Source organism: Winslowiella arboricola (genome assembly GCF_025527015.1).
GTDB classification, from domain to species: Bacteria; Pseudomonadota; Gammaproteobacteria; order Enterobacterales; family Enterobacteriaceae; genus Erwinia; species Erwinia arboricola.
Genome location: NZ_JAODIM010000043.1, coordinates 469,458 through 493,699 on the forward strand (window position 1 = coordinate 469,458; position 24,242 = coordinate 493,699).

19 protein-coding genes are annotated in these 24,242 nt (G+C 56.6%); 14 read left to right on the forward strand and 5 right to left on the reverse strand.

What is annotated here, in order from left to right; genetic code table 11:
- Positions 1 to 6 precede the first annotated feature (6 nt).
- From N5923_RS19645 to N5923_RS19685, 9 genes are all read left to right on the forward strand, one after another.
- Entirely contained in the window at positions 7 to 1,434 is a 1,428-nt protein-coding gene (locus tag N5923_RS19645; protein ID WP_267144687.1) for an amidase, read from the forward strand.
- Between the two features lie 75 nt (positions 1,435 to 1,509).
- Complete coding sequence (locus N5923_RS19650; protein WP_267144686.1) at positions 1,510 to 2,583, forward strand: phosphotransferase; 1,074 nt, start codon at positions 1,510 to 1,512, stop codon at positions 2,581 to 2,583.
- A gap of 1 nt (position 2,584) precedes the next feature.
- Positions 2,585 to 3,895 (forward strand): aspartate aminotransferase family protein, encoded by a 1,311-nt coding sequence (locus N5923_RS19655; protein WP_267144685.1) that lies wholly within the window; start codon positions 2,585 to 2,587, stop codon positions 3,893 to 3,895.
- A gap of 200 nt (positions 3,896 to 4,095) precedes the next feature.
- Positions 4,096 to 4,485 (forward strand): hypothetical protein, encoded by a 390-nt coding sequence (locus N5923_RS19660; protein WP_267144684.1) that lies wholly within the window; start codon positions 4,096 to 4,098, stop codon positions 4,483 to 4,485.
- Between the two features lie 57 nt (positions 4,486 to 4,542).
- The gene (locus N5923_RS19665; protein WP_267144683.1) at positions 4,543 to 5,778 is read left to right on the forward strand and encodes a TolC family protein; all 1,236 of its coding nucleotides are present in this window, start codon (positions 4,543 to 4,545) and stop codon (positions 5,776 to 5,778) included.
- Positions 5,775 to 7,037, forward strand: a complete 1,263-nt coding sequence (locus tag N5923_RS19670; RefSeq protein WP_267144682.1) for an efflux RND transporter periplasmic adaptor subunit — start codon at positions 5,775 to 5,777, stop codon at positions 7,035 to 7,037. The genes N5923_RS19665 and N5923_RS19670 overlap by 4 nt, the downstream gene beginning before the upstream one ends.
- The gene (locus tag N5923_RS19675) at positions 7,037 to 10,159 is read left to right on the forward strand and encodes an efflux RND transporter permease subunit (RefSeq protein ID WP_267144681.1); all 3,123 of its coding nucleotides are present in this window, start codon (positions 7,037 to 7,039) and stop codon (positions 10,157 to 10,159) included. The genes N5923_RS19670 and N5923_RS19675 overlap by 1 nt, the downstream gene beginning before the upstream one ends.
- Positions 10,160 to 10,274: 115 nt before the next feature.
- The gene (locus N5923_RS19680; RefSeq protein ID WP_267144680.1) at positions 10,275 to 10,655 is read left to right on the forward strand and encodes a type II toxin-antitoxin system RelE/ParE family toxin; all 381 of its coding nucleotides are present in this window, start codon (positions 10,275 to 10,277) and stop codon (positions 10,653 to 10,655) included.
- Positions 10,636 to 10,977 carry a helix-turn-helix domain-containing protein gene (locus tag N5923_RS19685; RefSeq protein WP_267144679.1) on the forward strand — a complete coding sequence of 114 codons (342 nt, stop codon included), beginning with the start codon at positions 10,636 to 10,638 and terminating at the stop codon, positions 10,975 to 10,977. The genes N5923_RS19680 and N5923_RS19685 overlap by 20 nt, the downstream gene beginning before the upstream one ends.
- Positions 10,978 to 11,090: 113 nt before the next feature.
- Here the strand turns inward: N5923_RS19685 and N5923_RS19690 are convergent, their stop codons facing one another.
- Positions 11,091 to 12,932, reverse strand: coding sequence for a methyl-accepting chemotaxis protein (locus N5923_RS19690; protein WP_267140568.1), 1,842 nt, complete (start codon positions 12,930 to 12,932; stop codon positions 11,091 to 11,093).
- Positions 12,933 to 13,210: 278 nt separating this feature from the next.
- Here N5923_RS19690 and N5923_RS19695 point away from each other — a divergent pair, with 278 nt between their 5' ends.
- Positions 13,211 to 14,452, forward strand: coding sequence for an MFS transporter (locus tag N5923_RS19695; protein WP_267140569.1), 1,242 nt, complete (start codon positions 13,211 to 13,213; stop codon positions 14,450 to 14,452).
- Between the two features lie 35 nt (positions 14,453 to 14,487).
- Here the strand turns inward: N5923_RS19695 and N5923_RS19700 are convergent, their stop codons facing one another.
- From N5923_RS19700 to N5923_RS19715, 4 genes are all read right to left on the reverse strand, one after another.
- A complete protein-coding gene (locus N5923_RS19700) occupies positions 14,488 to 14,841 on the reverse strand; it encodes a hypothetical protein (protein WP_267140570.1) in 354 nt (117 codons plus the stop codon).
- 105 nt (positions 14,842 to 14,946) lie between these two features.
- Entirely contained in the window at positions 14,947 to 16,911 is a 1,965-nt protein-coding gene (locus tag N5923_RS19705) for a methyl-accepting chemotaxis protein (RefSeq protein WP_267140571.1), read from the reverse strand.
- Between the two features lie 266 nt (positions 16,912 to 17,177).
- Positions 17,178 to 18,191 carry an ABC transporter permease gene (locus N5923_RS19710; RefSeq protein WP_267145261.1) on the reverse strand — a complete coding sequence of 338 codons (1,014 nt, stop codon included), beginning with the start codon at positions 18,189 to 18,191 and terminating at the stop codon, positions 17,178 to 17,180.
- A gap of 12 nt (positions 18,192 to 18,203) precedes the next feature.
- Positions 18,204 to 19,241, reverse strand: a complete 1,038-nt coding sequence (locus N5923_RS19715; protein WP_267141872.1) for an ABC transporter substrate-binding protein — start codon at positions 19,239 to 19,241, stop codon at positions 18,204 to 18,206.
- Positions 19,242 to 19,436: 195 nt separating this feature from the next.
- Between N5923_RS19715 and N5923_RS19720 the strand changes: the two genes are divergently transcribed.
- From N5923_RS19720 to N5923_RS19735, 4 genes are read left to right on the forward strand one after another with little or no spacing between them, the layout of a single operon-like run.
- Positions 19,437 to 20,228 (forward strand): ABC transporter ATP-binding protein, encoded by a 792-nt coding sequence (locus tag N5923_RS19720; RefSeq protein ID WP_267141871.1) that lies wholly within the window; start codon positions 19,437 to 19,439, stop codon positions 20,226 to 20,228.
- An 18-nt stretch (positions 20,229 to 20,246) separates the two neighbouring features.
- Positions 20,247 to 21,296: a PLP-dependent cysteine synthase family protein gene (locus N5923_RS19725; protein ID WP_267141870.1), complete on the forward strand. Its 1,050-nt coding sequence runs from the start codon at positions 20,247 to 20,249 to the stop codon at positions 21,294 to 21,296.
- A 13-nt stretch (positions 21,297 to 21,309) separates the two neighbouring features.
- Positions 21,310 to 22,653: an LLM class flavin-dependent oxidoreductase gene (locus N5923_RS19730; RefSeq protein WP_267141869.1), complete on the forward strand. Its 1,344-nt coding sequence runs from the start codon at positions 21,310 to 21,312 to the stop codon at positions 22,651 to 22,653.
- Entirely contained in the window at positions 22,650 to 24,242 is a 1,593-nt protein-coding gene (locus N5923_RS19735; protein ID WP_267141868.1) for an ABC transporter substrate-binding protein, read from the forward strand. The genes N5923_RS19730 and N5923_RS19735 overlap by 4 nt, the downstream gene beginning before the upstream one ends.

Consider the following 24,242-nt stretch of genomic DNA (forward strand, 5'->3'; position numbering starts at 1 on the left):
CCCGTTATGAGCACAAGTGGAAAAACCGATCTGGGTGAAATGACCGCCGCCGAGCTGTCGGCTCTGTTTGCCAGTGGTAAAGCCTCGCCGGTAGAGGCCGCCCAGGCCGCACTGGATCGTATTGAACGTTTTAACCCGCAGGTAAACGCCTTTGCGTATGTGGTGCCGGAGCTGGCGCTGGCAGAGGCGAAAGCGTCCGAAGCGCGCTGGCATAAAGACCAGCAGTTAAGTCCGCTGGATGGCGCGCCGACCACCATTAAAGAGTTAACGCCGGTGAAGGGCATCCCGTGGCGACGTGGCTCGGCGCTCGGTTCGACGCAACCGGCGGAGAAAGAGTTTCTGATTATGCAGCGCCTGCGCGCTGCTGGCGTCACCATTCTGGGTACTACCGCCTCACCGGAGTTTGGCTGGAAAGGGGTGACTCATGGCCCGGCGTTTGGTAATACGCTGAATCCGTGGCGTACCGATCGCGCCTCCGGCGGCTCTTCCGGCGGCGCGGCAGTGGCGGCGGCGCTGAATATGGGGGTGCTGCACGAAGGTTCGGATGGCGCGGGATCGATCCGCATTCCGGCGTCGTTTTGCGGCATCTTTGGCATTAAACCGACCTACGGCTGGATCCCGGCGGATACCGTTACGCCCCTGATGGAGCTGGCGCACCGCGGGCCGTTAACCCGTACCGTTGAAGATGCGGCGCTGTTTCTGAATGCCACCACCGGACCAACGCCATCAGCCCGTTATGGCTCCTGCCCGGATCAGGTACCCGACTGGGTGGCGGCGATTAAAAACGCATCGGTAAAAGGGATGCGTATCGGCTACAGCCGCAATCTCGGCTTTGCCCGCGTGCAGCCGGATGTGGCGGCGGCAGTGGAACGCGCGGCGCATCGCCTGAGTGAAATGGGGGCGATTGTTGAAGAGGTCGATCCGGGCTTTAGCGATCCGCAGGATGCGATGCTGGCGCTATGGTATGCCGCCGAGGCTTATACCCTTGAACAGCTAAATCTGACGGAGCAGCAGAAAAGCTTAATGGATCCGGGTCTGCTGACCATCTGTGAAAAGGCGAAGGCGCTGGGCACCCGCGACTATATCGCCGCCGAACAGGTGCGCGCCGATCTGAAGGTCACCATGGCGCTGTTCCACGAGAAATATGACGCGCTGATGCTACCGACCATGCCGCTAACCGCCCTCGAAGCGGGTGTGGATTTCCCGGGCGGCGTGGAAGGGAAGGACTGGTCTGACTGGTCGCCGTTTACCTATCCTTTTAATATGACAGGGCAACCTGCGGTCTCTGTCTCCTGCGGATTCGATCAATCCGGCTTACCGATTGGTCTGCAATTTGTCGGCGCACGTTATCGTGACGATATTGTGCTGAAACTGGCTGCCGCGTATCAGGCGGCCTGGCCGGAAGCCTTTATCAGCACGCCGCTGCACAACTAATTTCCCGGTCTGGCACGATCCCTTTTTTGCTAAGGGACGGCCAGACTCGTGCTAAAAATAACAGGAGATAGCCCAATGACAGCAGCGACAACCCCGGACCGGGGCGCGGCGATGGGAGCCGAGCTGACAACCAGTGCGGCGATTGTGCAGGCCGCTGAAGCCGAGGCGATTGCCCGCAGAGTCTATGGTCTTGATGGCCGTGCTGAATGGTTATGGGGGGAGAAGGATTCCAATTACCGTTTAACCCTGCAACAGGGCAGCGAATACCTGCTGAAAATTCTCAGCCCGGCGGAAGATCCGGCGGTTTCGGCGATGCACAGCGCCGCCTTACAGCATGTGGCGCAGGTGGATAACGGTATTCCTGTGCAGCGGGTGATCGCCACGCTGGAGGGTGACGCCAATCATCTGATTACCGATGAATCAGGCCAGCAGCGCAGCGTGCGTTTAGTCACTTTCCTGCCCGGCATTGCACAGCGCCGGGCACCACCCTCGGCAGCGCAACGCTACAACGTCGGCGTGATGCTGGCGCGGCTGCAAAATGCCCTGCAAAGTTTTCACCATCCGGCGGCGCATCACCGTATTACCTGGGATATGTCACATGCCAGTGCGATGCGTGAGTTACTGCCTTCCTTTGGCGATGCCGCTTCACGTCACAGCCTTGAGTGCGCGATTGAACGCTTTGAACAGCAGGTGTTGCCAGTGATGGCGACGTTGCCAGTGCAGGTGATCCATAACGATTTCAATGTAGAAAACATTCTCACTGACGCTGAACAGCCGGAACAGATCAGCGGCATTATCGATTTCGGCGATATGGTGCATGCGCCGGTGCTGTTTGATGTCGCCATCGCCGCCTCCTATCAGATTGGGCCGGGTGAAAATGCGCTGAGTGATATCTGCGATTTTCTGGCGGGCTACGCCAGCCTGAGAACCCTGAGCGCCACCGAGATCGGTCTGCTGTATCCGGCCATTGTGATGCGCATGGTGATGCGCTTAACCATTACGCAGTGGCGCGCCACGCTGTTTCCCGAGCACCATGCGCGTCTGACCCGGCATAATCAGCTGGTCGGGAACCAGCTGGCGCAACTTGAAGCAATTGCCCCGCAAGCGATCCTTGCGCGTTTTACCGCAGCCTGCACAGGAGCAAACTAAGATGAAGCAAACCATTACTGTCACCGCTGGTGAGCCATCGGCGAAAACCCGCGAGCTGGTCGCACGCCGTCAGGCGCTGCTCGGTCCGTCTTATCGTCTGTTTTACCAGCAGCCGCTGCACCCGGTACGGGCAGAAGGCGTCTGGCTGTATGATGATGCCGGCAATGCACTGCTTGATGCCTATAACAATGTGCCATCGGTCGGACACTGCCACCCGAAAGTGGTGGCGGCGATCTCCGCGCAGGCGGCGCAGCTGAATACCCATACCCGCTATCTCGGCGAGCAGGTGCTTAACTATTCTGAACGTCTGCTGGCGACCTTTCCGGCGGCAATCAACCGTATTATGTACACCTGTACCGGCAGTGAAGCGGTGGATCTGGCGTTGCGCATCGCCCGCAGTCACACTGGCGGCAGCGGTATTGTAATTACGGCAAACGCCTATCATGGCGTAACGGCGGCAGCGGCGGAGATTTCCCCCTCGCTGGGCGAAAATGTGGCGCTGGGCCAGCATGTGGTCACCGTGCCCGCGCCTGACAGCTACCGGGCAGCAGGTGGGGATGTGGGTAAACAGCTGGCGGCCGATGTCGCTGACGCTTTTGCTTATCTGCGCCGTCACGGCATCAAGCCTGCGGCTTTTATTGCCGATGGCATCTTTTCCAGCGACGGCATTTTTGCCGAACCGGCAGGGTTTTTGCAGCAAACTCTTGAGGTAGTGCACCGCCACGGTGCGCTCTATATCGCCGACGAAGTGCAGCCCGGTTTTGGGCGAACCGGCTCGCATATGTGGGGCTTCCAGCGCCACGGCATTGTGCCGGATATGGTGGTGATCGGTAAGCCGATGGGCAATGGTCTGCCGATTGCCGCCACGCTGTTTAAAGAGGAGATACAGCGTAAATTCGGTGAAAGCGCGCGCTACTTTAATACCTTCGGCGCCAACCATATCTCGATTGCCGCGGCGGCTGCGGTGCTGGATATCATCGAAGAAGAGCAGCTGATGGAGAACGCTGCCCGCACCGGCGAGTATATGCTGGCCGGAATGCGCAGCCTGCAACAGAAGTACCGCGTGATCGGTGATGTACGTGGCGCCGGACTGTTCCTCGGCCTTGAACTGGTGCAGGATGACGGCCAGCAAACACCGGATGGTGAAATAGCCAGCGCAGTGGTGAATCTGATGCGTGAGAATGGGGTGCTGGTCAGTAGCGCAGGCCCGGCCGCCAATATTATCAAAATCCGTCCGCCGTTACCGTTTAACCGCGAACACGCCGATATTTTCCTGCGCGTGCTGGATGAGGTACTGGATAAGTTAAATTAGCCGCTGTTTATTAAAATAAAGTAAACCAGCTGCGTTATTCTGGCGTCTGATATTAACATTCAGGCGCTAATGTAAAAAATTATCGCGACTCAGGTTGTTGTTTTTAAACCCTAAATTTATAAATAATTACCGGCCTTCGTCTTTATTTCAAAAAATTATTGTGTCTATAATTCACCGGTGTTTTAAGCAGGTGAATAAGCATGTTCAGGCGCTTAATCAATATTGGCATATCACTGATACGCAGAAAGCAGCGACGACTGATACTGCTTTGCGTATCGTGCTGGCTGTTTTTTAGCGCCCAGTTAGCGCTGGCGTCCCATGAGTGCAGCCTGGCTTTTAGCTGCATGCCCGGTGCCAGCCAGCAGCACAGTCAGCAGATGCTGGCGCAGGCGTCACTGTGTGATAAACACTGCGCGCCCGATCCGTTGCAGGATGACCATGCTTCACTGCATGTGGTGGCGATTGCTGCCGATCCGGGGCTACGGCTGGCGGTGAGCGATGTGGTGGCAAAAAAATTCCACTTCGACTGGCTGCGTCCGCCGGTCACCGGCCCGCCCGCCGAAATACGCTTCTGTCGTTTCAGAGAATAACCAGAAATCAGTGAGTTAAGCAGTTTTTAACCAACTTACTTTTTCTGGAGATAATCTATGCATCACGCAAAAATCCTGTTCGGGATACTTTTTGCCGTGGTTGCGCCGGTGGTCTGGTCTGCGGATCTGTCACTGGAACAATCCCTCAGGCTGGCGCAACGCTTTTCAGCCGAACTGTCCGCGAATCATCATCAGGTCAACGCCCTGAATAACATGGCCGATTCCGCCATGGAACTGCCCGATCCTCAACTTAAATTCGGCATTGAAAATCTGCCACTGGGCGGCAGCAATGCGCATCGCCTGACGCGCGAAGGTATGACTATGCAGCGCGTGGGCGTTATGCAGGATTATATCAGCAGCACGAAACGCGAGAAAAAATCGGCGGTGATTCGCGCCGAAGCGCAGCAAACCGCTGCCGGTCAGGCGGTGATTGTCGCCAGTCTGCAACGGGAAACCGCCCAGGCATGGCTGGCATTAGCGCTGTCACTGCAGGGCTATGCCGCGGTAAACCGGCTGGTGACGGAAAGCAGCCGGCAGATCGCTATCCGCAACAGTGCAGGCAATACTGACGCCAGCAATCTGCTGGACAGCCGACTGACACTGTCGGCGATGCAGGATCAACAGGATAACGCGGCGCGTGATGTGGCGATGGCGCGATACAAACTGCGCCAGCTGACCGGGCAGCAGGTCGAAGGCGTAAGCGGCGAACTGCCACGTTATCAACAGCTGCCCGCCAGCGAGCAGAGCCTGCAACAGCGCATCGACAGCCACCCGGAAATTATCCAGGCGCGGCGCGAAAGCGAAACCGCGCAGGCAAAAACAGCGCAGTCAGCGGTGGCGGCGATTCCGGATATCGGTGTCGAGCTGTATTACGCCAGGCGCGCCGATAACTACGACGATATGGCTGGCGTCATGGTGACGGTAGATCTGCCAATCTTTACCGCTCGTCGTCAGGATAAAGCGTATGCCGCCGATGTCGCCCGCGCCTGGCAGGCGAACGATGCCCTGACGCTTCAGCGGCGCGCGCATCAGGCGCAACTGGATACGCTGCTGGCGCAATATCAGGCGGCACATTCGCTATGGCGGCGACAGGCCGAAACCATCATCCCGCTGCAACAGAGCCGGGTACGCATCCTTAACGCACAGTATCTGGCCGGGAAATCCGATCTGGCGGCGGTACTCGACGCGCGCAGGGCATTACTGAGCAGCGAAATCGACAAAATCAGTGCGGAAAAAGAGATGGCCATGCTGTGGGCTGCTATCCGCTATCTCAACCCGCAGGACGTATCATGATGAAAACACAGACCAACATTATCGCTGGCGCACTGCTGCTTACTGGCGCGATAGCGGCTGGCTATTTTGCCGGCAAAGCCGTGCAGCCTGCGGCCGTGCCACAAAGCCCGGCTGCCGAAAAGCGAGTGCTCTACTGGTACGATCCGATGAGCCCGGATCAGCATTTTACTAAACCGGGCAAATCGCCATTTATGGATATGGATCTGGTGCCGCGTTATGCCGAGGCGGACGCGGAGCAGAGCGGGGTGACGATAACTGCCCGACAGCAACAAAACCTTGGTGTCAGAACCGCTGAAGTCATACAAAAAACGTTAGATGTGCAGACTCACGCCTTTGCCACGGTACAGAACAATCAGCGCAATATGCAGATTATTGCCGCCCGCGCTGGCGGGCTGATAGAAGAACTGTATGTCAGCGCGCCACAGCAAAGTGTTCATAAAGGCCAGCCGCTGGCGCGTTTATGGATCCCGGAGTGGGCCGCCGCACAGCAGGAGTATCTGGCGGTGCGCCAGCTGCGAGACAGTGCGCTTAACGCTGCTGCGCGCCAGCGTCTGGCACTGCTGTTTATGCCGCAGGAGATTATTCGTGAAGTTGAGCGCAGCGGCAAACCACAGCCGCGTGTGGTGATCCGCGCGCCGGAAAATGGCTATATCAGTAAGCTGGAGGTGCGCAAAGGCGCGCAGGTTGCCAGTATGCAGGCGCTGTTTGAACTCGCCAGCCTCGATCAGTTATGGATTGTTATCGACTATCCCGCCAGCAACGCCGACAACGTGAAAACAGGCCGTCTGGTCACCGTCAGCGCCGACGGCTGGCCGGGTAAGCAGTTTTACGGCGAAGTCACTGAGCTGCTGCCCAGTCTCGACAGCAGCAGCCGCACATTGCAGGCCAGAGTCACGCTAAGTAACCACGATTTGCAGCTGAAACCAGGTATGACGCTCTCCGCCACCATTGCGGCGGATGCTGCGCCGCAGCAGGTTATCGCGATTCCGCAGGAAGCGCTGATCAGCAGTGGTAGCGATAACCGTGTGCTGCTGGCAGAGGATAATGGCTTTTTCAGGCCGGTAGCGGTAACCACTGGCCGTTCACAGCATGGCTGGACGGAAATCAGCAGTGGATTACAGCCTGGCCAGCGGGTGGTGACGTCCGGGCAATTTTTGATCGATTCAGAAGCCAGTCTGCGCAGCGGGTTAGCGCAGATGCAGGCGCCAGAATCCGCTTCAGCGCCAGCAGATGCAGCGCAGCATAAGGAGCATCACTGATGATTGCTTCCGTTATTCGCTGGTCGCTGCGTAATCGACTAATGGTGTTGCTGGCGGCGCTGTTTATGGCGGCATGGGGGATCTGGTCGCTACAGAAAGCGCCGCTGGATGCGCTGCCGGACCTGTCGGATGTGCAGGTGATTATCCGCGTCAGTTATCCTGGCAAAGCCCCGCAGCTGGTTGAGGATCAGGTCACCTGGCCGCTGACCAGCACCATGCTGTCGGTGCCCGGGGCGAAAACCGTGCGCGGTTATTCGATGTTTGGTGATGCCTGGGTTTATGTGCTGTTTGCCGACGGCACCGATCCTTACTGGGCGCGCTCGCGGGTGCTGGAATATCTCAGCCAGGCGCAGGCGATACTGCCAGCTGAAGCCCGTGCTTCCCTCGGGCCGGATGCCACCGGCGTCGGCTGGGTATATGAGTATGTGTTGACCGACAAAAGCGGCAAACACGGCCTGGCGGATCTGCGCGCGATTCAGGACTGGATGCTGAAATATGAGCTGAAAACCGTAGCCAATGTGGCGGAAGTTGCCAGCGTTGGCGGCATGGTGAAACAGTATCAGCTGATCCTCGATCCGGATCGACTGCGTGCGCGTAATATCACGCATCAGCAGGTGATCACCGCCGTGCAGAATGCCAATCAGAGTGGTGGCGGTTCGGTGCTGGAGCTGGGCGAAGCGGAATATATGGTCAGAAGCGCCGGCTATCTGCGCAGCACTGAGGATTTCAATAATGTGCTGATTGACACGCGCGACGGCATCCCGATTTTACTTTCGGATGTGGCGACAATCCGCATCGGGCCGGAAATGCGGCGCGGCGTCGCGGAACTGAATGGTGAAGGCGAAGTGGCTGGCGGCATTATTGTGATGCGCAGTGGTAAAAATGCGCTGGAAACCATCAATGCGGTGAAAGCCAGGCTAAGCCAGTTGCAGAAATCACTGCCTGCCGGGGTGGAAATTGTCGAAGTGTATGACCGCTCGCAGCTGATTGAACGGGCCATAGTGACACTGTCACACAAATTGCTTGAGGAATTTGTGGTGGTGGCGCTGATCTGTGCGCTGTTTCTGTTCCATTTTCGCTCGGCATTGGTGGCGATTATTTCGCTACCGCTCGGCATTCTTGGCGCTTTTATTGTGATGCATTATCAGGGCGTCAACGCCAATATTATGTCGCTGGGCGGCATCGCCATCGCTATTGGTGCGATGGTCGATGCCGCCATTGTGATGATTGAGAATATGCATAAAGTGCTGGAACAGTGGCGGCATAAACATCCCGACAGCACACCCAGCGCGGCGCAATACTGGCAAATGACGGAAAAAGCGGCGGTGGAAGTTGGGCCTGCGCTGTTCTGTTGCCTGCTGATTATTACGCTGTCGTTTATACCGGTATTTTCCCTTGAGGCGCAGGAAGGAAAAATGTTCGCGCCGCTGGCGTTTACCAAAAGCTGGGCGATGGCCGTCGCCGCCGGGCTGGGAATTACGCTGGTGCCGGTGCTGATGGGCTATTTTATTCGCGGCAAGATCCCCGCCGAGCAGAGCAATCCGTTAAATCGCGTACTTATCCGCGTCTATCAGCCGCTATTAACGCGGGTGCTGGCGTGGCCGAAAATCACGCTGCTGATTGCCAGCCTGTTACTTACCGCCACCGCCTGGCCACTCAGTCAGCTTGGCAGCGAATTTATGCCCGCGCTGGACGAGGGCGACCTGCTGTATATGCCGTCGACATTGCCCGGCATCTCAGTCAGGGAAGCATCGCGCCTGTTGCAGCAGACTGACCGGCTAATCAAAACGGTGCCGGAAGTGGCTTCAGTATTCGGCAAAGCGGGTCGCGCTGACAGTGCCACCGATCCTGCGCCGCTGACCATGCTGGAAACCACCATCCGTTTTAAACCGCGCGATCAATGGCGTGACGGTATGACCATGGACAAGCTGGTCAGCGAACTCGACAGCATTGTCAGCGTGCCGGGTATCGCCAATGTCTGGGTACCGCCGATCAGAAACCGGCTGGATATGCTGGCTACCGGGATTAAGAGTCCGGTCGGCATTAAGGTGAACGGTAATAATATTGCCGCGATAGAGCAGGTGGCGCAGCAGATCGAGCTGGTAGTGAAAAAAGTACCCGGCGTGACGTCGGCACTGGCCGAACGGCTGGCGGGTGGGCGCTATATTGATATCGATATTGATCGGCGCAAAGCGGCGCGCTATGGCGTGCCGGTCGCTGAGCTGCAATCGATCGTCGCGGCGGTGATTGGGGGTGACAATATTGGTGAAACGCTGGAGGGACGGGAACGCTATCCGATTAGCGTCAGATATCCGCGTGAGATCAGAGATTCACTGGATAAATTGCGCGAGTTGCCGGTATTCACCGCCAGCGGTGCTCAGGTCACCCTGCAACAGCTGGCGGACATCAGTATCAGCGACGGCCCGCCGATGCTAAAAAGTGAGAACGCCCGTCTTTCCGACTGGATCTATGTTGACCTGCGCGGGCGTGATCTGAAATCTGCGGTGACAGAGATGCAGAACGCGGTTGAGCAGCAGGTGAAACTGCCGCAAGGGGTGTCGCTTAGCTGGTCAGGGCAGTTTGAATATCTGGAACGTGCGACGGCAACACTGCAGGTGGTGGTGCCGCTGACGCTGGCAATTATCTTTCTCCTGCTGTATGTGACGTTCTCCAGCATCAGGGATGCATTGCTGATTATGGCCACCTTACCTTTTGCGCTGATTGGCGGCGTCTGGCTGTTATATCTGCTGGGCTATAACCTGTCGGTGGCGGCGGCGGTGGGCTTTATTGCGCTGTCCGGTGTGGCGGCGGAGTTTGGCGTTATTATGCTGCTGTACCTTAACCAGGCGATTGCCGGAGAGCAGAAAAATGGTCAGCCGTTATCGTCAGAGGCGCTGCATCGGGCTATCCATCGCGGAGCGGTGCTGCGTGTACGGCCAAAAGCGATGACTGTCGCCACCATTATGGCCGGGCTGTTACCGATTATGTGGGGCGGCGGCAGTGGATCCGAGGTGATGCAGCGCATCGCAGCGCCGATGATTGGCGGTATGGTCAGTGCGCCACTGCTGTCGATGCTGGTGATCCCGGCGGTGTATCTGCTCAGCCATCGGGCGCGGAAATAGTGATGTTTTTTGTCAGGGCAGCCTGTTTGCTGCCCGTACCTGCTGACTTTAGTATTGCTATTTATACCCTTTACGGTATATTGATCTGGTCAATACCAGAAAAGGTATATCAGGGATGGAGACATATGGAGAAAGACCGCTGCTGTGGATTGGTAGCAGTAAAAAGGATTTGTTGTCACTGCCGAAGGGGGTGCAGCGCTTCTTTGGCTTTGCACTGGATTTCGCCCAGCGGGGTGAAAAGCATGACGACGCCAAAGTATTGAAAGGATTTGGTAGCGCGGGCGTACTGGAAGTCGTGGAAGACAATGCAGGTGGCACATATCGTGCGGTGTATACAGTGAAATTTGCCGAGGCTGTATTCGTTTTGCATGCTTTTCAGAAAAAAAGTAAGCAGGGTATTGTGACACCGAAAGAAGATATGGAGCTCATCCGCAAACGATTGAAAGTGGCTGCACAAATGGCTCTGGAGATAAGAAATGAAAGAGAAAATCATTAACGATATCCCGGTAGAACAGGGTTCCGGTAATGTGTTTGCCGACCTGGGCTTTCGCGATGCAGAAAAACATAAAATCAAATCGGGCCTCGCCATTGAAATTATCAAGTCCATCCGGCGGCTGAATTTAACTCAGGCAGAGGCCGGTAAACGAATGGGGATCAGTCAGGCTAAAGTCTCTAACCTGTTTCGCGGCGATTTCGCTAATTTGTCCGAGCGTAAACTGATGGATTGTCTGAACCGGTTAGGCTGTGATATTGAGATTGTTATTAAGCCTACTCTGTTCCAGACCGGACATTTAACTCTGGCGAATGTGGCGGGTTGAATGTTCTGAGTGCCAAATGAAATTAGTGGTTTTTACGGGCGGCGAAAACGCCGCCCCTACGGAAAAATCACAGGAGTATGTAGGGGCGGCGTTTTCGCCGCCCGTGTCGCAAGTTATGCACGCCTTTCCAGACGGAAATGATTCACCAGATTCTCCAGCAATACCGCCTGTTCCTCCAGCGCGTTAGCTGAAATCGAAGAGGCTGACACCAGTGAGGCATTCTGCTGCGTGGTGGTATCCAGTTCGCTGACCGCGCGGGCGATCTGCTCAATGCCCCGGCTCTGCTCTTCGGACGCGGATGAAATCTCACCCATAATATCGTTAACCCGCGTAATTGCGCTGACCACATTTTCCATAGTGTCGCCGGCACGGGCCACCTGCAGGTTACCGTTATCAATGCGCGACTCCGATTCGCTGATCAGCTGAGCGATATCTTTCGCCGCCTGCGAACTGCGCTGCGACAGATTACGCACTTCACTGGCCACCACGGCAAAACCGCGTCCCTGTTCGCCCGCACGGGCGGCCTCCACGGCGGCATTCAGCGCCAGAATATTGGTCTGGAATGCGATGCTGTTAATCACCGCGGTGATATCAGCAATTTTCTTTGAACTGGCAGAGATATCACCCATGGTTTTCACCACATCGCGCACTGCAGCACCGCCATCAATGGCGGTTTTTGATGCCTGAGCGGCAATCTGGCTGGCATGACGGGCGTTATCGGCGTTGTTTTTGACCGTCGAGGTCAGTTGCTCCATGCTGGCCGCCGTCTCTACTACCGCCGCGGCCTGCTGTTCAGTTCGGGTCGACAGGTCGGTATTGCCGCTGTTGATACTGCTGGAAGCGTGCGCCACGGTGATCACGCTGTCACGCACATCGCCAATCACCGTGCGCAGACGCTGGTTCATCCGTCCCATCGCCGCCGTTAACTGGCCTAATTCGTCATCACGGTCGGTATGGAATTCAGAACTGAGATCGCCACTGGCGATACGCTCTGCCAGCGCCAGATTCTGCCTCACCGGTCGGGTAATCTGGCGGATAATCGACCAGGCCACCAGAATGCCAAACAGGATCGCCAGCGCGCCCATCATTAACATAATGCGTGCAGAACCAAAGGTCAGGCTGTCATCTTCGGCTTTGACCAGCGTCATAATTTGCTTAATCGAGGCGCTGCTCTTATCGCCTGCGGTTTTGACTGAATCTTCTGCGGCCCGTAACTGCGCATAACTGGCCTGATACTCCTCACTTAGCTGCTTGTAGCTGACGGCATCATTCCACAGGCTTTGTAGTGCACGCTGGCTTTCAACCGGCAGTTGCGCCATCAGGTCCGCCATCGCACTCTGCGCGCTGGCAAAATGGCTGTTTAATGACTGGCGTAACGCATCACTGGCGCTAAAGGTCAGGACATAAGCTTCTTCACGGATCTGGCTGATAGCCAGCAGTTGCGTAAACAGCGCACTGGTGATCGCCTGGTCGGCAAGCGGTGAGCCAATAAGCAGCGTATAACTGGCGGAGAGATCTTTACTGTTGTTGCTATTAAGCTGAGTGCGCAGGGCGGCTAATTTTTGTGTGGCGGCGGTCATCGCGGTGATGCTGCTCTGAAAGCTGTCGAGATGGGCGGCAATATCGTTAATAATCTGCTTCTGTTCGCCAGCCCAGTCGAGCTGATTAGCCTGTTGGGTTAACTGCGAGGCGTGGGTAACAAAACCGGACATGACCTTACCGGACTTCTCATCGCCGTTATACAGATATTTCAGCCGGTTAATTTTGGCCTGAAACACCTCAATATTGATGTCATAGACCAGGTTGGTTTTTTCATAAATATGGCGAATGGCGTTAAATCTTACAACACTGAGCGCCGTAGCCAGCGCCACCAGCAGCAGAACTACGCCAAAGCCGAGAGAAAGCTTATAAGAAATTCTGCTATTGCGTAATCGGGATACCAGACTTGTTATCATTATTTATTCCCCTGCGTTACCCGTTGTGGATGAAGGAGTGAATACGTAATCGACCGAGTTGGTTATCGGCAGAATTACGGTTTAATTTAGCCAGATCAGCGGGTTAATTTGGGCGGTAATGAGATATAGCGCACACTTTGTCGTTGTCACTCTGCACAAAATCACGCAACCTGTAGGCGGCAAGAAATAAATAACGACCTCAGGTCGTCAATAATCGTCTGGCTTACTGCCGACGCTGGCGCAATACCGCCGGACAATAAAAATTATAGGGATGGCATATGGGTTTACTGGCAACAGCAACGGACAGTTCGTTGCTGCGACACCGCGCGTTTGTCGCTTTCTGGCTGGCGCGCACCTGCTCTTCATTTGGCTTTCAGATGTTTTCAGTGGCGGTCAGCTGGCAAATTTACGCCCTGACCAACAGCGCGATGGCGCTGGGTATGATTGGTTTAATGCAATTTCTCCCTTCGGTGCTGCTGGCGTTACCGGCCGGTCATCTGGCGGATCAGTACGATCGCCGCCGCATCGTGTTATGCGGGCAGATCCTCGAATGGGGCGCACTGGTCGCGCTGATCCTGCTGACGGTTTTTCAGTGGTCAGATAAAAATGCGCTCTGGGGTCTGGTGTTTCTGATTGCGCTGGCGAAAGCGCTGGAGGGACCGGCGATGCAGTCGATGCTGCCTTCGCTGGTTCCGCCAGGTATTCTGGCGCGCGCCACGGCAGCTAATGCAGTCGGGGGGCAGGCGGCGGTTATCGTTGGCCCGACCATTGGCGGCTTTTTATATGTTGCCGGACCAGATGTGGTATATGGCGTGGCCGCGGCGTTTTATCTGCTGTCGATAATTATGGTCAGCCGTATTCGTTACGAGCGGCCACCGCAACCACGTCTGCCTGCCAGCTTAAAAACCCTGTTTGCCGGCATCGGTTTTATTCGCGCGCGCCGCGATGTGCTGGGCGTGATTTCGCTCGATCTGTTTGCCGTGCTGTTGGGCGGCGCCACCGCGCTGCTGCCGATTTTCGCTAAAGATATTTTGCATACCGGTCCATGGGGGCTGGGTATGTTACGCGGCGCACCCTCAGTCGGCGCGTTGCTGGTTGGCATCTGGCTAAGCCGTAACAAGCTGGAAAAAAATGTCGGCATGATTATGTTTGGCTCGGTGGCCGGATTTGGCGTTGCGACATTAATCTTTGCGCTGTCGAACCAGCTGTGGCTGTCGATGCTGGCGCTGGCGGCGCTGGGCGGATTCGATATGATTAGTATGGTAATCCGCGGCGCACTGGTACAGCTGGATACACCCGATGATATGCGCGGACGCGTCAATGCGGTGAATGGCATCTTTATTAATACCTCTAACCAGCTGGGTGAGTTTGAGTCGGGTCTGCTGGCGGCATTAATGGGCGCGGTGCCCGCGGCGGTATTGGGCGGGGTGGGTACACTGGTAGTGGTTGCGGTCTGGATGAAGCTATTTCCCCATTTGCGCCGTCGTCAGCGTCTGGAGAGTGAAACGGTGGCTGAATAGTCTTCAGGCCGCATCGTTGCGGCCTGAAGACAGCATTAGCTCACCGATGCCGAAGCCATTTTCGCATCACGACGCGCCATACAGGTACGCCAGGCGCTGCCAGGCGAGCCTTTATCCAAAGCGCTGGCTTCGAAATAAGGAATGGCGCGAACATGGGACTCAGCGGCTCTGTTTTCCGCTGTCTGGCTAAACTGACGGTTTACATAAAAAATCGGCGCCAGCGTTTTTTTACCGGTGACATACTGATTTTCGATCTGTAATTGCGTGGTGCATTGCGTCGCCGCACGATTTACATATGCAAAGCTGTCAGGTTGTTTGCTGCTGGATCCGCAGGCTGTGAGCAACGCACAGCTGGCGGTCAAAAGAGTGATACAGATGAATTTCATCATAAACCTCGGCGCATCATAATAGTCGGGAATTAACTGACTATCGGCCTGCATTGCGGAAGCTTTAGGGCAGAAAGTCACGCCCTTAAACAAGGGCGTGACTGCGCACTATTTCCCACCGGAAAGTTGCTGCAATACCGTTAACTGCGCTACGGCGTCCTGCATCGCATCCATACCGGCAGTCAGCGTGCGCAGGCTGCCCAGATGCCTGGCGATACTTTCCCGCTCGCTGTTGGTTTTATGCCCCATTGCGGCAATCGCATCAGCAGCGGAAATACTGTGCTGCGCCATATTGGTTGCCGTCTGCACCGTATCGCTGGCAACCGTGCGGATGCGGGAAATGGTACTTACCGCCTCACTGATATTGCCTGCGGTGGCATCCGCCTGCTCTTTCGAGGAGTGCGCCAGCCGACGCACTTCTGCCGCCACCACCGCAAAACCACGTCCGGCCTCACCAGCGCGTGCTGCTTCGACCGCCGCATTCAGCGACAGCAGGTTGGTCTGGAAGGCGATATTGCTGATGCCACTGGTAATATCATTAATACCAGCCGAAATATTCTCCAGATCGTCCAGCCCTTCCACCAGGCGGTTCTGCGCCTGCTGGCTCTGGATGGCGATATCACTGATTGAGCGAATACTGTTTTCCGCCATGCCAAGGGTTTCATTCTGACTCTGCGTCGCGCTTTCCAGCATCGGCAGCGCCTCCATCAGCGGCGCCAGCTCCTGCTGATAGGAGACAATGCGATTCAGCACGCGGGTCTGAAACGCATTCAGCGTCTCCCATCGACGCAGGGCGCGCTGGGCGTAGTGTCCGGCATAACCGGCGTACTCCACCGGGAAATTGACCATCGCTTTCACATCGTGATCGAAAAACACCAGCGCCGACAGTGTCTGGTTAATCGGCACGCCAAGGATTTCACCAAAGCTAGAGAAACCGGCGGCGGGCAGACCTTTAAAGAAGTGCGCGTTATGCAGCTGGCCGTCATTACCGACGCGGCGCAGAATACAGTCATTCATCAGAATCGCCGCGGGTTTGCCGCGCCGGGCGATAAAGCGTTGCCAGTCCTGATAAGTACTTTGTTTAAAATCGTTTTCTTCCAGCAGATACAGGCGGTCGCCAAACTCCAGATCGCAGTAAAACTGGACGCAGCCACCTTCGATTTTGGCAATCGAGCGAATAAAATATTCCGCACCGACTTTAACGCCAAAGGTTAATCCCTGCAGACGTTCCGTCAGCTGCTGCTGATCACAGCCGAGATATTCCGCCAGCGCAGCGGTAAACGGCTGCTGCTGTCCCTGCTGATTAAACACCGAGGTCACGCTACGCGCCACCGGATCGGCTTCGGCAATCAGCCAGCTGGTATCCCGTGGCGTAAAGTTCTGGCTTTTAAACGGCGCAAAGGATTTACCCGCCGCCATCTGGCAAAAGACAATGACCGCTTTGCCCTGCAGGATTTTCCCGCCGACGCTCATCCAGGTGCCATCAAACTCAATCTTACCCCCCGCAGACCCGCCAATCGCCAGGCAGGGGAAGCGACCGCTGTTATACCAGGCCTGCATCAGGAAGCCCTCGGAAGCTGACAGGCCATCACAGTAGATCATGGCAAAAGAGCGATCCGATGACAGCGGCATCCGCAGTTGCAGGGTTTGCAGTTCGCGCTGAATCGCCTGGATGCGATCGGCTGCGCTGTGGGTATCGCGAACATGCAGATCGACAATATGTACTTCGTGCTGCGCTATCAGGCTGTCCGGTAGAAACAGCCAGCTGCCTTGCTGACCGGCACCATCACAATAAGTGGTATCACGACCACTGCTGCTCAGCGCGCCGTTAGACGACAGCGTGAGCACGGTTAAATCAGCAGAAGTAAAACGCTGCCATGCCTGGCTGACGCGTGCAAAATCGCCATAAGGAGGAACAAAGGTCATCAGAATACCGGATGCTTTATTACTCAGGCCCGCTGCCGACAATGAATCCGGCAGATTCTGGCAATCATAGATGCCATTGGCGGGGCGATTTTTGCTGCGCGTCAGCGAAGCTGGCAAAATATTTTTTATCGCCATTAATAAAGACATAATTATACCTTTGTTTTGTATCGAGTTAATTAACAGCGAAATAGTCTGATGGATAACAGGAGGGCTGAAACCCTGAGCCTTACGCGATTTGCTACGATATTGGGGACATTAAATTGCTTATTTCAGCGTTATCGCCCGCGTGGCAAAAAGCTTTAACGATTGTTGTAACAGGAAGCGTCAATCAAAAACGCAGGGAGGGCGGGAGGGGAGAGAGAATGTTGACAGAAGCTAAAAAAGCGGGTGGATGTTCCACCCGGCATCAGAAACTACCATTTAACCGCGTTTTGCTGCCATTTCAGCAGCCGATCCCGTACCGCAAACAGCAGTGTAATCAGTGACGAGAACAGCAGCGCCATCACAATCAGCGCGCCATACATATTGGCATAGGCCGCCCATCCCTGAGCCCACTGCAGATACCAGCCCAGCCCGGACTTTACCCCCATCATTTCTGCGGCGACCAGCACCGAAAATGAGGCGCCGAGTCCCATAAACAGACCGACGAACACATGCGGTAATGAAGCGGGCACCGCGACGCGCAGAATCAGAAACAGATTGCTGGCGCCAAGGGTGCGGGCCACATCGTAATAGCGGTTATCGACGCTGCTGACGCCAGACCAGGTCAGCACTGTCACCGGGAACCAGGTCGCCAGCGCGATCAGGAAAATAGCGGCGGAGAAGCTGGAAGGAAAGAAATAGAGCGACAGCGGCAACAGGGCGGTAGAGGGAACCGGCCCGAGGAAGCGCAGCACCGGATGCACCCAGTAGCCCAGTCCGCGTGACCAGCCAATCGCCACCCCGGTAACAAAACCGCTGATACTGCCAAACAGAAAGCCCAGCGCCAGCAGGCGCAACGAGTTCAGCACGCTGTCGCCGAGACGGAACCAGTCGGTGGCATAAGCCTCAACCAGCGCCCGCGGCGGCGCAAAGAACGGCACCGGCAGCAGCGCCAGTTTGGCGGTCACTGTTTCCCACAGGCCAATCAGCAGCGCCAGTGCAACTAACCAGCGCGCTGCCTGCTGCAATGGCTCCAGCAGCAGACGCCAGCTCAGCACTCTGCCGATCAGCGCTGCGACAGTTAGCGCCGCGGCGAGCAGAATAAACAGCTGATGAGTTTCGCTGACAAAGCGCGGCGGCGCAAAGCCCACCGGTTTATCCGGCCAGACAATCATTAGCGCCGCCAGCGCCCACCAGGCAACCACCGCCAGCAGCAGCGCAGGCGTCAGGGCAGCAGTCGCGCGACGGGTGGCCGGATTCAGACGTTCAAGCGTATCACTGGACATCACGCCTCCTTATCAGGCCATATGATGATGCTGAGTGGCCGGTAACAGATCCGGCACATAGTGCTCGGCAAAGCGCAGGGCATCAGTATCAGGGCGGATGACGTTAATAATTTTCAGTTCGTTGACATACAGCGCCACCTCTTTGCGCAGCTGCTCACCGGTGGAGTGATGGTGATGCGTATGTTCGCTGAGCATGGCGGTGATATCGTCGATCGGCACCTGGCCCGGCACAAAAGGTGCGAAGATTTTGGCAGTTTCCGCCGGATGGTCGGCAGTCCACTGCTGCGCATCCACAATCGCCTGACTGATCGCCTGGGCGACTTTGGGATTATCACGCACCAGCGAGCCGCGCAGGCCGAGCACACAGCAGGTGAGGTTGGCGTATTCGCCCTTCAGATTGTTATCAACTTCGACCAGACCATCATGATGTTTAATCAGCCAGCCTTGCGGATCGTCGGTAGCCAGCGCCTGCACTTCACCTTTACGCAGCGCTTCACCAAACAGATCGGCCGGATACTGTACCCAGTTCACCTGCTTATCCGGATCGATGCCGAGTTTGGCTAACTGAATAGCGAAGAAGTTACGGATCGGACTGGCCTGGTCAGTCACCGCCACGCTTTTGCCCACCAGGTCGCGCACACTGTTAATGCCGGAATCTTTTGGCGCCAGCAGACGCATACAGCCGCCATGGGTGCCAACGGTCAGATCGACATCAAAACCCTGTTCCAGCGGCTTCAGCCAGCGCAGCGCCATACCAATGCCGCCATCGGCCTGACCGGTGGCGATCGCCTGCAACAGCGCATCGGTCGGGCCGCTAAAATTTACCGGCTCCACATTCAGGCCATATTTTTTAAAGAACCCCTGTTTCAGCGCCACGGAAATCGGTGCCTGACAGACTGCCGTCTGCCCCCAGGCGAGTTTTACCGTGGTCAGCTGACCGTCAGGTGCAGCCGCCCAGACCGGCAGCGCGGAAGAGAGGCTTAGTCCTGCGCCCATTAACCCCATTTTTTGTATAAAAGAACGACGTGAAAAGTCGGAATACCCGGCCATGATGATCTCCCTGCTGGATGAATTATTCCTTAACTGTTACAGGCTTCAATCTGGCGGGGAAATAACAATAGTGCATTAATATTTCCACTCCCGGCTTATACGGATTGCAGATTAACTATGCCGTAATTGTTTATTTACCTTCAGGATTTAAAGCGGAATATTTAAGCCAGAACTCCGCCAAATAAAGGATGAATAATGTCACTGGCCGAAACGATAAATCCCGCCACCGGACTGGCGCTCAATATTAATAATGTCAGCCATGCGTTTTATCTGCAGGGCAAAACGCTGCCGGTGCTGGATGATGTTTCTCTGACGGTTGAGCCGGGTGAGTTCGTTGCGTTGCTGGGGCCATCGGGCTGTGGCAAATCAACGCTGTTACGGCTGGTCGCCGGTCTGGAAGGCCCCGGCAGCGGGGAGATTATTGAGGACGGCGCGCCGTTGCAGGGGCCGGACCCCAGTCGGGTGGTGGTGTTTCAGGATCCGACGCTTTATCCGTGGCGCAGCGTGTGGCGCAATGTCGCCCTCGGGCTGGAGACGCGCAGCAAACTGACCAGCGAAGGGCGCAAGCGGGTTGACGATATCCTCGCAAAAGTCGGCCTGACGCAGTTTGCCAGTGCCTGGCCGCATCAGCTGTCTGGCGGCATGGCGCAACGCGCGGCGCTGGCAAGGGCGCTGGTCAATCATCCACGTCTGCTGATCCTTGATGAACCGCTGGGCAAACTCGACTCCCTGACGCGGATCCGTATGCAGCAGGAGTTAGTGGCGCTATGGCGCGAACAGCAGTTCAGCACGCTGATGGTGACCCACGATGTCGAAGAGGCGCTGTTAATGGCCAGTCGGGTGGTGATATTCAGCCCACGCCCGGCACGGATTATTGAAACTATCGATGTCACGCTGCCCTGGCCGCGACGTCGTGACGATCCCCGGCTGATCCAGCTGCGCACCCGGGCGCTGCATCTGCTTGGGGCAGAAGCCCCCACCGCCTGACAGACTCCGGAGCATCCTATGACAATTCACAACGGCATCACTGAGCTGGTTGGTCAGACGCCGCTATTAAGGCTGAGCCGCTTCAGCCAGCAATTTCAGCTGAATGCGGAGCTGGTTGCCAAACTGGAATATTTCAATCCCAATCACAGTATTAAAGATCGCATTGCGCTGGCGATGATTGAAGAGGCCGAGCGCAGCGGCAAATTAAAGCCAGGCATGACGCTGGTTGATACCACCAGCGGCAATACCGGTATTGGCCTCGCGGCGATTGCGGCGGCGAAAGGCTATAAGTTTCGCGTCTACCTGCATGACAAACTCAGCGCTGAACGCTTCGCCATCCTTAACGCCTTTGGTGCGGAAATTATTCCCTTCAGTCAGGTGCCGGGTTTCGAGCAGGTGATGGCCGACAGTGATGGCGATTTTGTCGCCGCTGCGCGCTGGCTGGCGGACAATGTGATTCTGAAAGAAGCCAATATCTGCTTTACCTGTCAGCTGGAAAACCCGGCCAATCCCGCCGCCCATTTCAACAGTACCGGCCCGGAGATCTGGCAGCAGACCGACGGCCAGCTGGATCTGCTGATCGCCTCGGTGGGCACCGGCGGCACGTTGTCGGGGGTCGGGCGCTATCTGAAGCAGCAAAATCCGGCCATCCGGCTGATTGGCGTGGAGCCGGGCGAGTTCTCGATTCCTGATAACGATAACCCGGAGACGCGTGAAATCACCGGGGTGCATGCGTTTAGCAGCGTATTGCCGGAGCGGGTGCCACTGACGCTGGACCGTACGCTCTGTGATGAGGCATTTGCCGTCGAGAGCTGGCAGGCGATCCAGACCGCGCGCGAAGTGGCGGCGACAGACGGCATCCTGGTGGGTGAGTCTTCCGGCGCGGTGCTGTATGCCGCGCGTGAAATCGCCCGCCGCCCGGAAAATGCCGGCAAACGCATGGTAGTGATCCTTGCCGACAGCGGCCTGACCTACCTCTCCACCGGACTGTTCGATCCACAACAAAGCATTGGCCAGATCAAGGCCGCCGCTCTGCTACGCCAGCTGGCGGCAGAACCCACTCTTTAAGTAAGGAAACCCGATGAGCAAAGCCAATATTAAACTCGGTCTGATGTTGCATGGTGCGGGCGGTCATATGAATTCATGGCGCCACCGCAAAGCCCCGGCCGATGCCAGCGTTAACTTCCGTTATTTCACCGAACTGGCGCAACGCGCCGAATCGGCGCAGTTTGATTTTCTGTTTGTCGCCGATGGTCTGCATATCAATGAAAAGTCACTGCCGCATTTCCTGAACCGCTTTGAGCCGATTGCGCTGCTGTCGGCGCTGGCGGCGGTCACTGACCGTATTGGCCTCGCCGGCACCATCTCCACCTCTTACAGCGATCCCTTTACCGTTGCCCGCCAGCTCGCTTCACTGGATAACATCAGTAATGGCCGCGCGGGCTGGAATGTGGTCACTTCACCGCTGGCCGGATCGTCGCGTAATTTCGGTAAAGAGCACCCGGAGCATGCGCTGCGTTATCAAATCGCCGAAGAGTATATCGGCGTAGTGCAGGGATTGTGGGATTCCTGGGAAGATGACGCCTTTGTACGCGACCGCGACAGCGGGGTGTTCTTTGATGCGGCGAAGCTGCACAAACTGAACCATCAGGGCAAATTCTTTGCGGTGGAAGGGCCGTTAAATATCCAGCGTTCGGCGCAGGGACAACCAGTGATCTTCCAGGCGGGCGCTTCTGATACCGGTATTGGCCTGGCGGGAAAATCAGCCGATGCGGTGTTTACCAATGCCCGCACGCTGGAAGAGGCGCAGAGCTATACCGCTAAACTGCAGGCGGAAGTGGCGAAAAATGGCCGTGAAGCGGTGGGGATCTTCCCCGGAATCAGCCCGATCGTCGGTAAAACGGCGGAAGAAGCCGAAGCGAAATACCAGCATCTGTTGTCGTTGCTGTCAGTGGATGATGCGCTGGCCTATCTGGGACGCTTCTTTGACCACCATGATTTCAGCCAGTACCCGCTGGATGGCCCGTTCCCGGAACTCGGCGATCTGGGGCAAAATACTTTCCGCTCCACCACCGACAGCATTAAACGGCGCGCCAGAGAGCAGCAACTGACGCTGCGCCAGATTGCCTTTGAAACCACGCTGCCGCGCGGCGAGTTCTTCGGCACCCCGGAGCAGGTGGCCGACACCTTTATCCGCTGGGTCGAAGAGGGTGGCGCCAGCGGCTTTATTATCAGCGGACCGGTACTGGTCGAGGCGCTGGCGGATATTACCGAGCATGTGCTGCCGATCCTCGCCGCACGCGGTTACTGGCGGCCTTCAACCGAAACCACATTGCGTGGACGGCTTAATATTCCGTTTAAAACCAATCGCTATGCGGCGCAGGAGCAGCCAGTACGCCGTACTGCCGTGCTGGTCGGCAAATGATGCGTACTGCAACGCTGGCCCTGCTGATTGCCGCAACGCTGACCGGTTGCGATCAACCTGAGGCCAGCGACAAATCCCCGGCGCAGGCGCAGGCCACGCCACAATCCGGCGGCAAACTGCTGATCGCGATTGATACCGATCCAAACTGCATTGACCCGCAGCAGGCAGGCAATAACAACTCACTGAATATTGGCCGCCAGCTGACTGATTCACTGACCGATCAGGATCCGCAAAGCGGTGAAATCGTGCCATGGCTGGCCACCAAATGGCAGTCAGAGGAGGGCAATCGCCGCTTTACCTTTACCCTGCGTGATGGCGTCAGTTTCAGTGACGGTACGCCGTTTAATGCGCAGGCAGTGAAAGATAACTTTCAGGCGATTGTTAAGCTCGGCGCCCGCGCCTCGCTGGCATCAACTTATCTTAAAGGGCTGAAGCAGATCGACACCCCGGACGATCACACCGTGGTGGTGACTTTCAGTCAGCCCAACGCGCAATTTTTACAGGCGACCTCCACCATGAGCCTCGGCTTTTTTGCCGGCAAAACGGTGGCGGCCAGCGCCGAAGCGCGCTGCCAGGGGGAACTGGTCGGCACCGGTCCCTTTGTGCTGAAGTCGTTTGTGCATAACCAGAAAGTGGATCTGGCACGACGTGATGGCTATCAGTGGCCTTCCTCGCTGGCCAGCCATCAGGGCGAAAGCTATCTGGAGAGTGTCGAGTATCGGGTGATCCCGGAGAGTGGCGTGCGTTTTGGCAGCCTGATTTCCGGTCAGCTGGACGTGAATGTTGGCGTCACACCGCAGGATGAAGCGCTGCTGCTGGCGAAGAATATTAACCTGATTGCACGCACCAATCCGGGGCTGGTCTACAGCCTGTTCCCGAATCAGTCGACGCCGCTGCTGGCTTCGTTGCCGCTGCGTCAGGCGCTGAATCTGGCGATCGATCGTCCGGCGCTCAAGCCGGTGCTGTCGCGCTACCAGTCCGCAGCGACCTCGGTACTGGCGAAGACCACACCGCTGTATCAGGACCGCAGCAGCGAACTGAAATATGACCCGCAGGCCGCCGAAAAGCTGCTGGAGGAGAATGGCTGGCAGAAGGGGGCGGATGGTATTCGCAGCAAAGACGGTCAGCGACTCAGTTTCCGCATCAGCTACTGGCAGTCGGCGCCGTTTATCGAGGTGGTGCAGCAGCAGCTGAAAAAGGTGGGCATCGATATGCAGCTGGAAAAAGCGCCGATCAGTCAGGTATCCGCGCGTCAGGCCAGCGGCAGTCTGGCGGTGGAGTTTTATAATCTGACCCGTTCCGACCCGGATGTGTTACGCACCGTTTTTGATGCCAGAGGGCGCAATGTTAACCATCGTCAGCCGCAGGAGGTCGACAAGCTGTTGTTGCAGTCCAGTGAAACGCTCGATAAGACCGAGCGTCAGCAATATGTTACTCAGGCAGCGGATTTGTTGATCGGTCAGGGTAATGCGATTCCGCTGGTCGAGCTGGCGACGGTGATTGCCACCGGTCAGCACGTTCAGGGTTTCCATTTCGACGCCTCGTCGCGTTTCCAGCTGTATGATACCTGGCTGAAGCCAAAGGAGTGA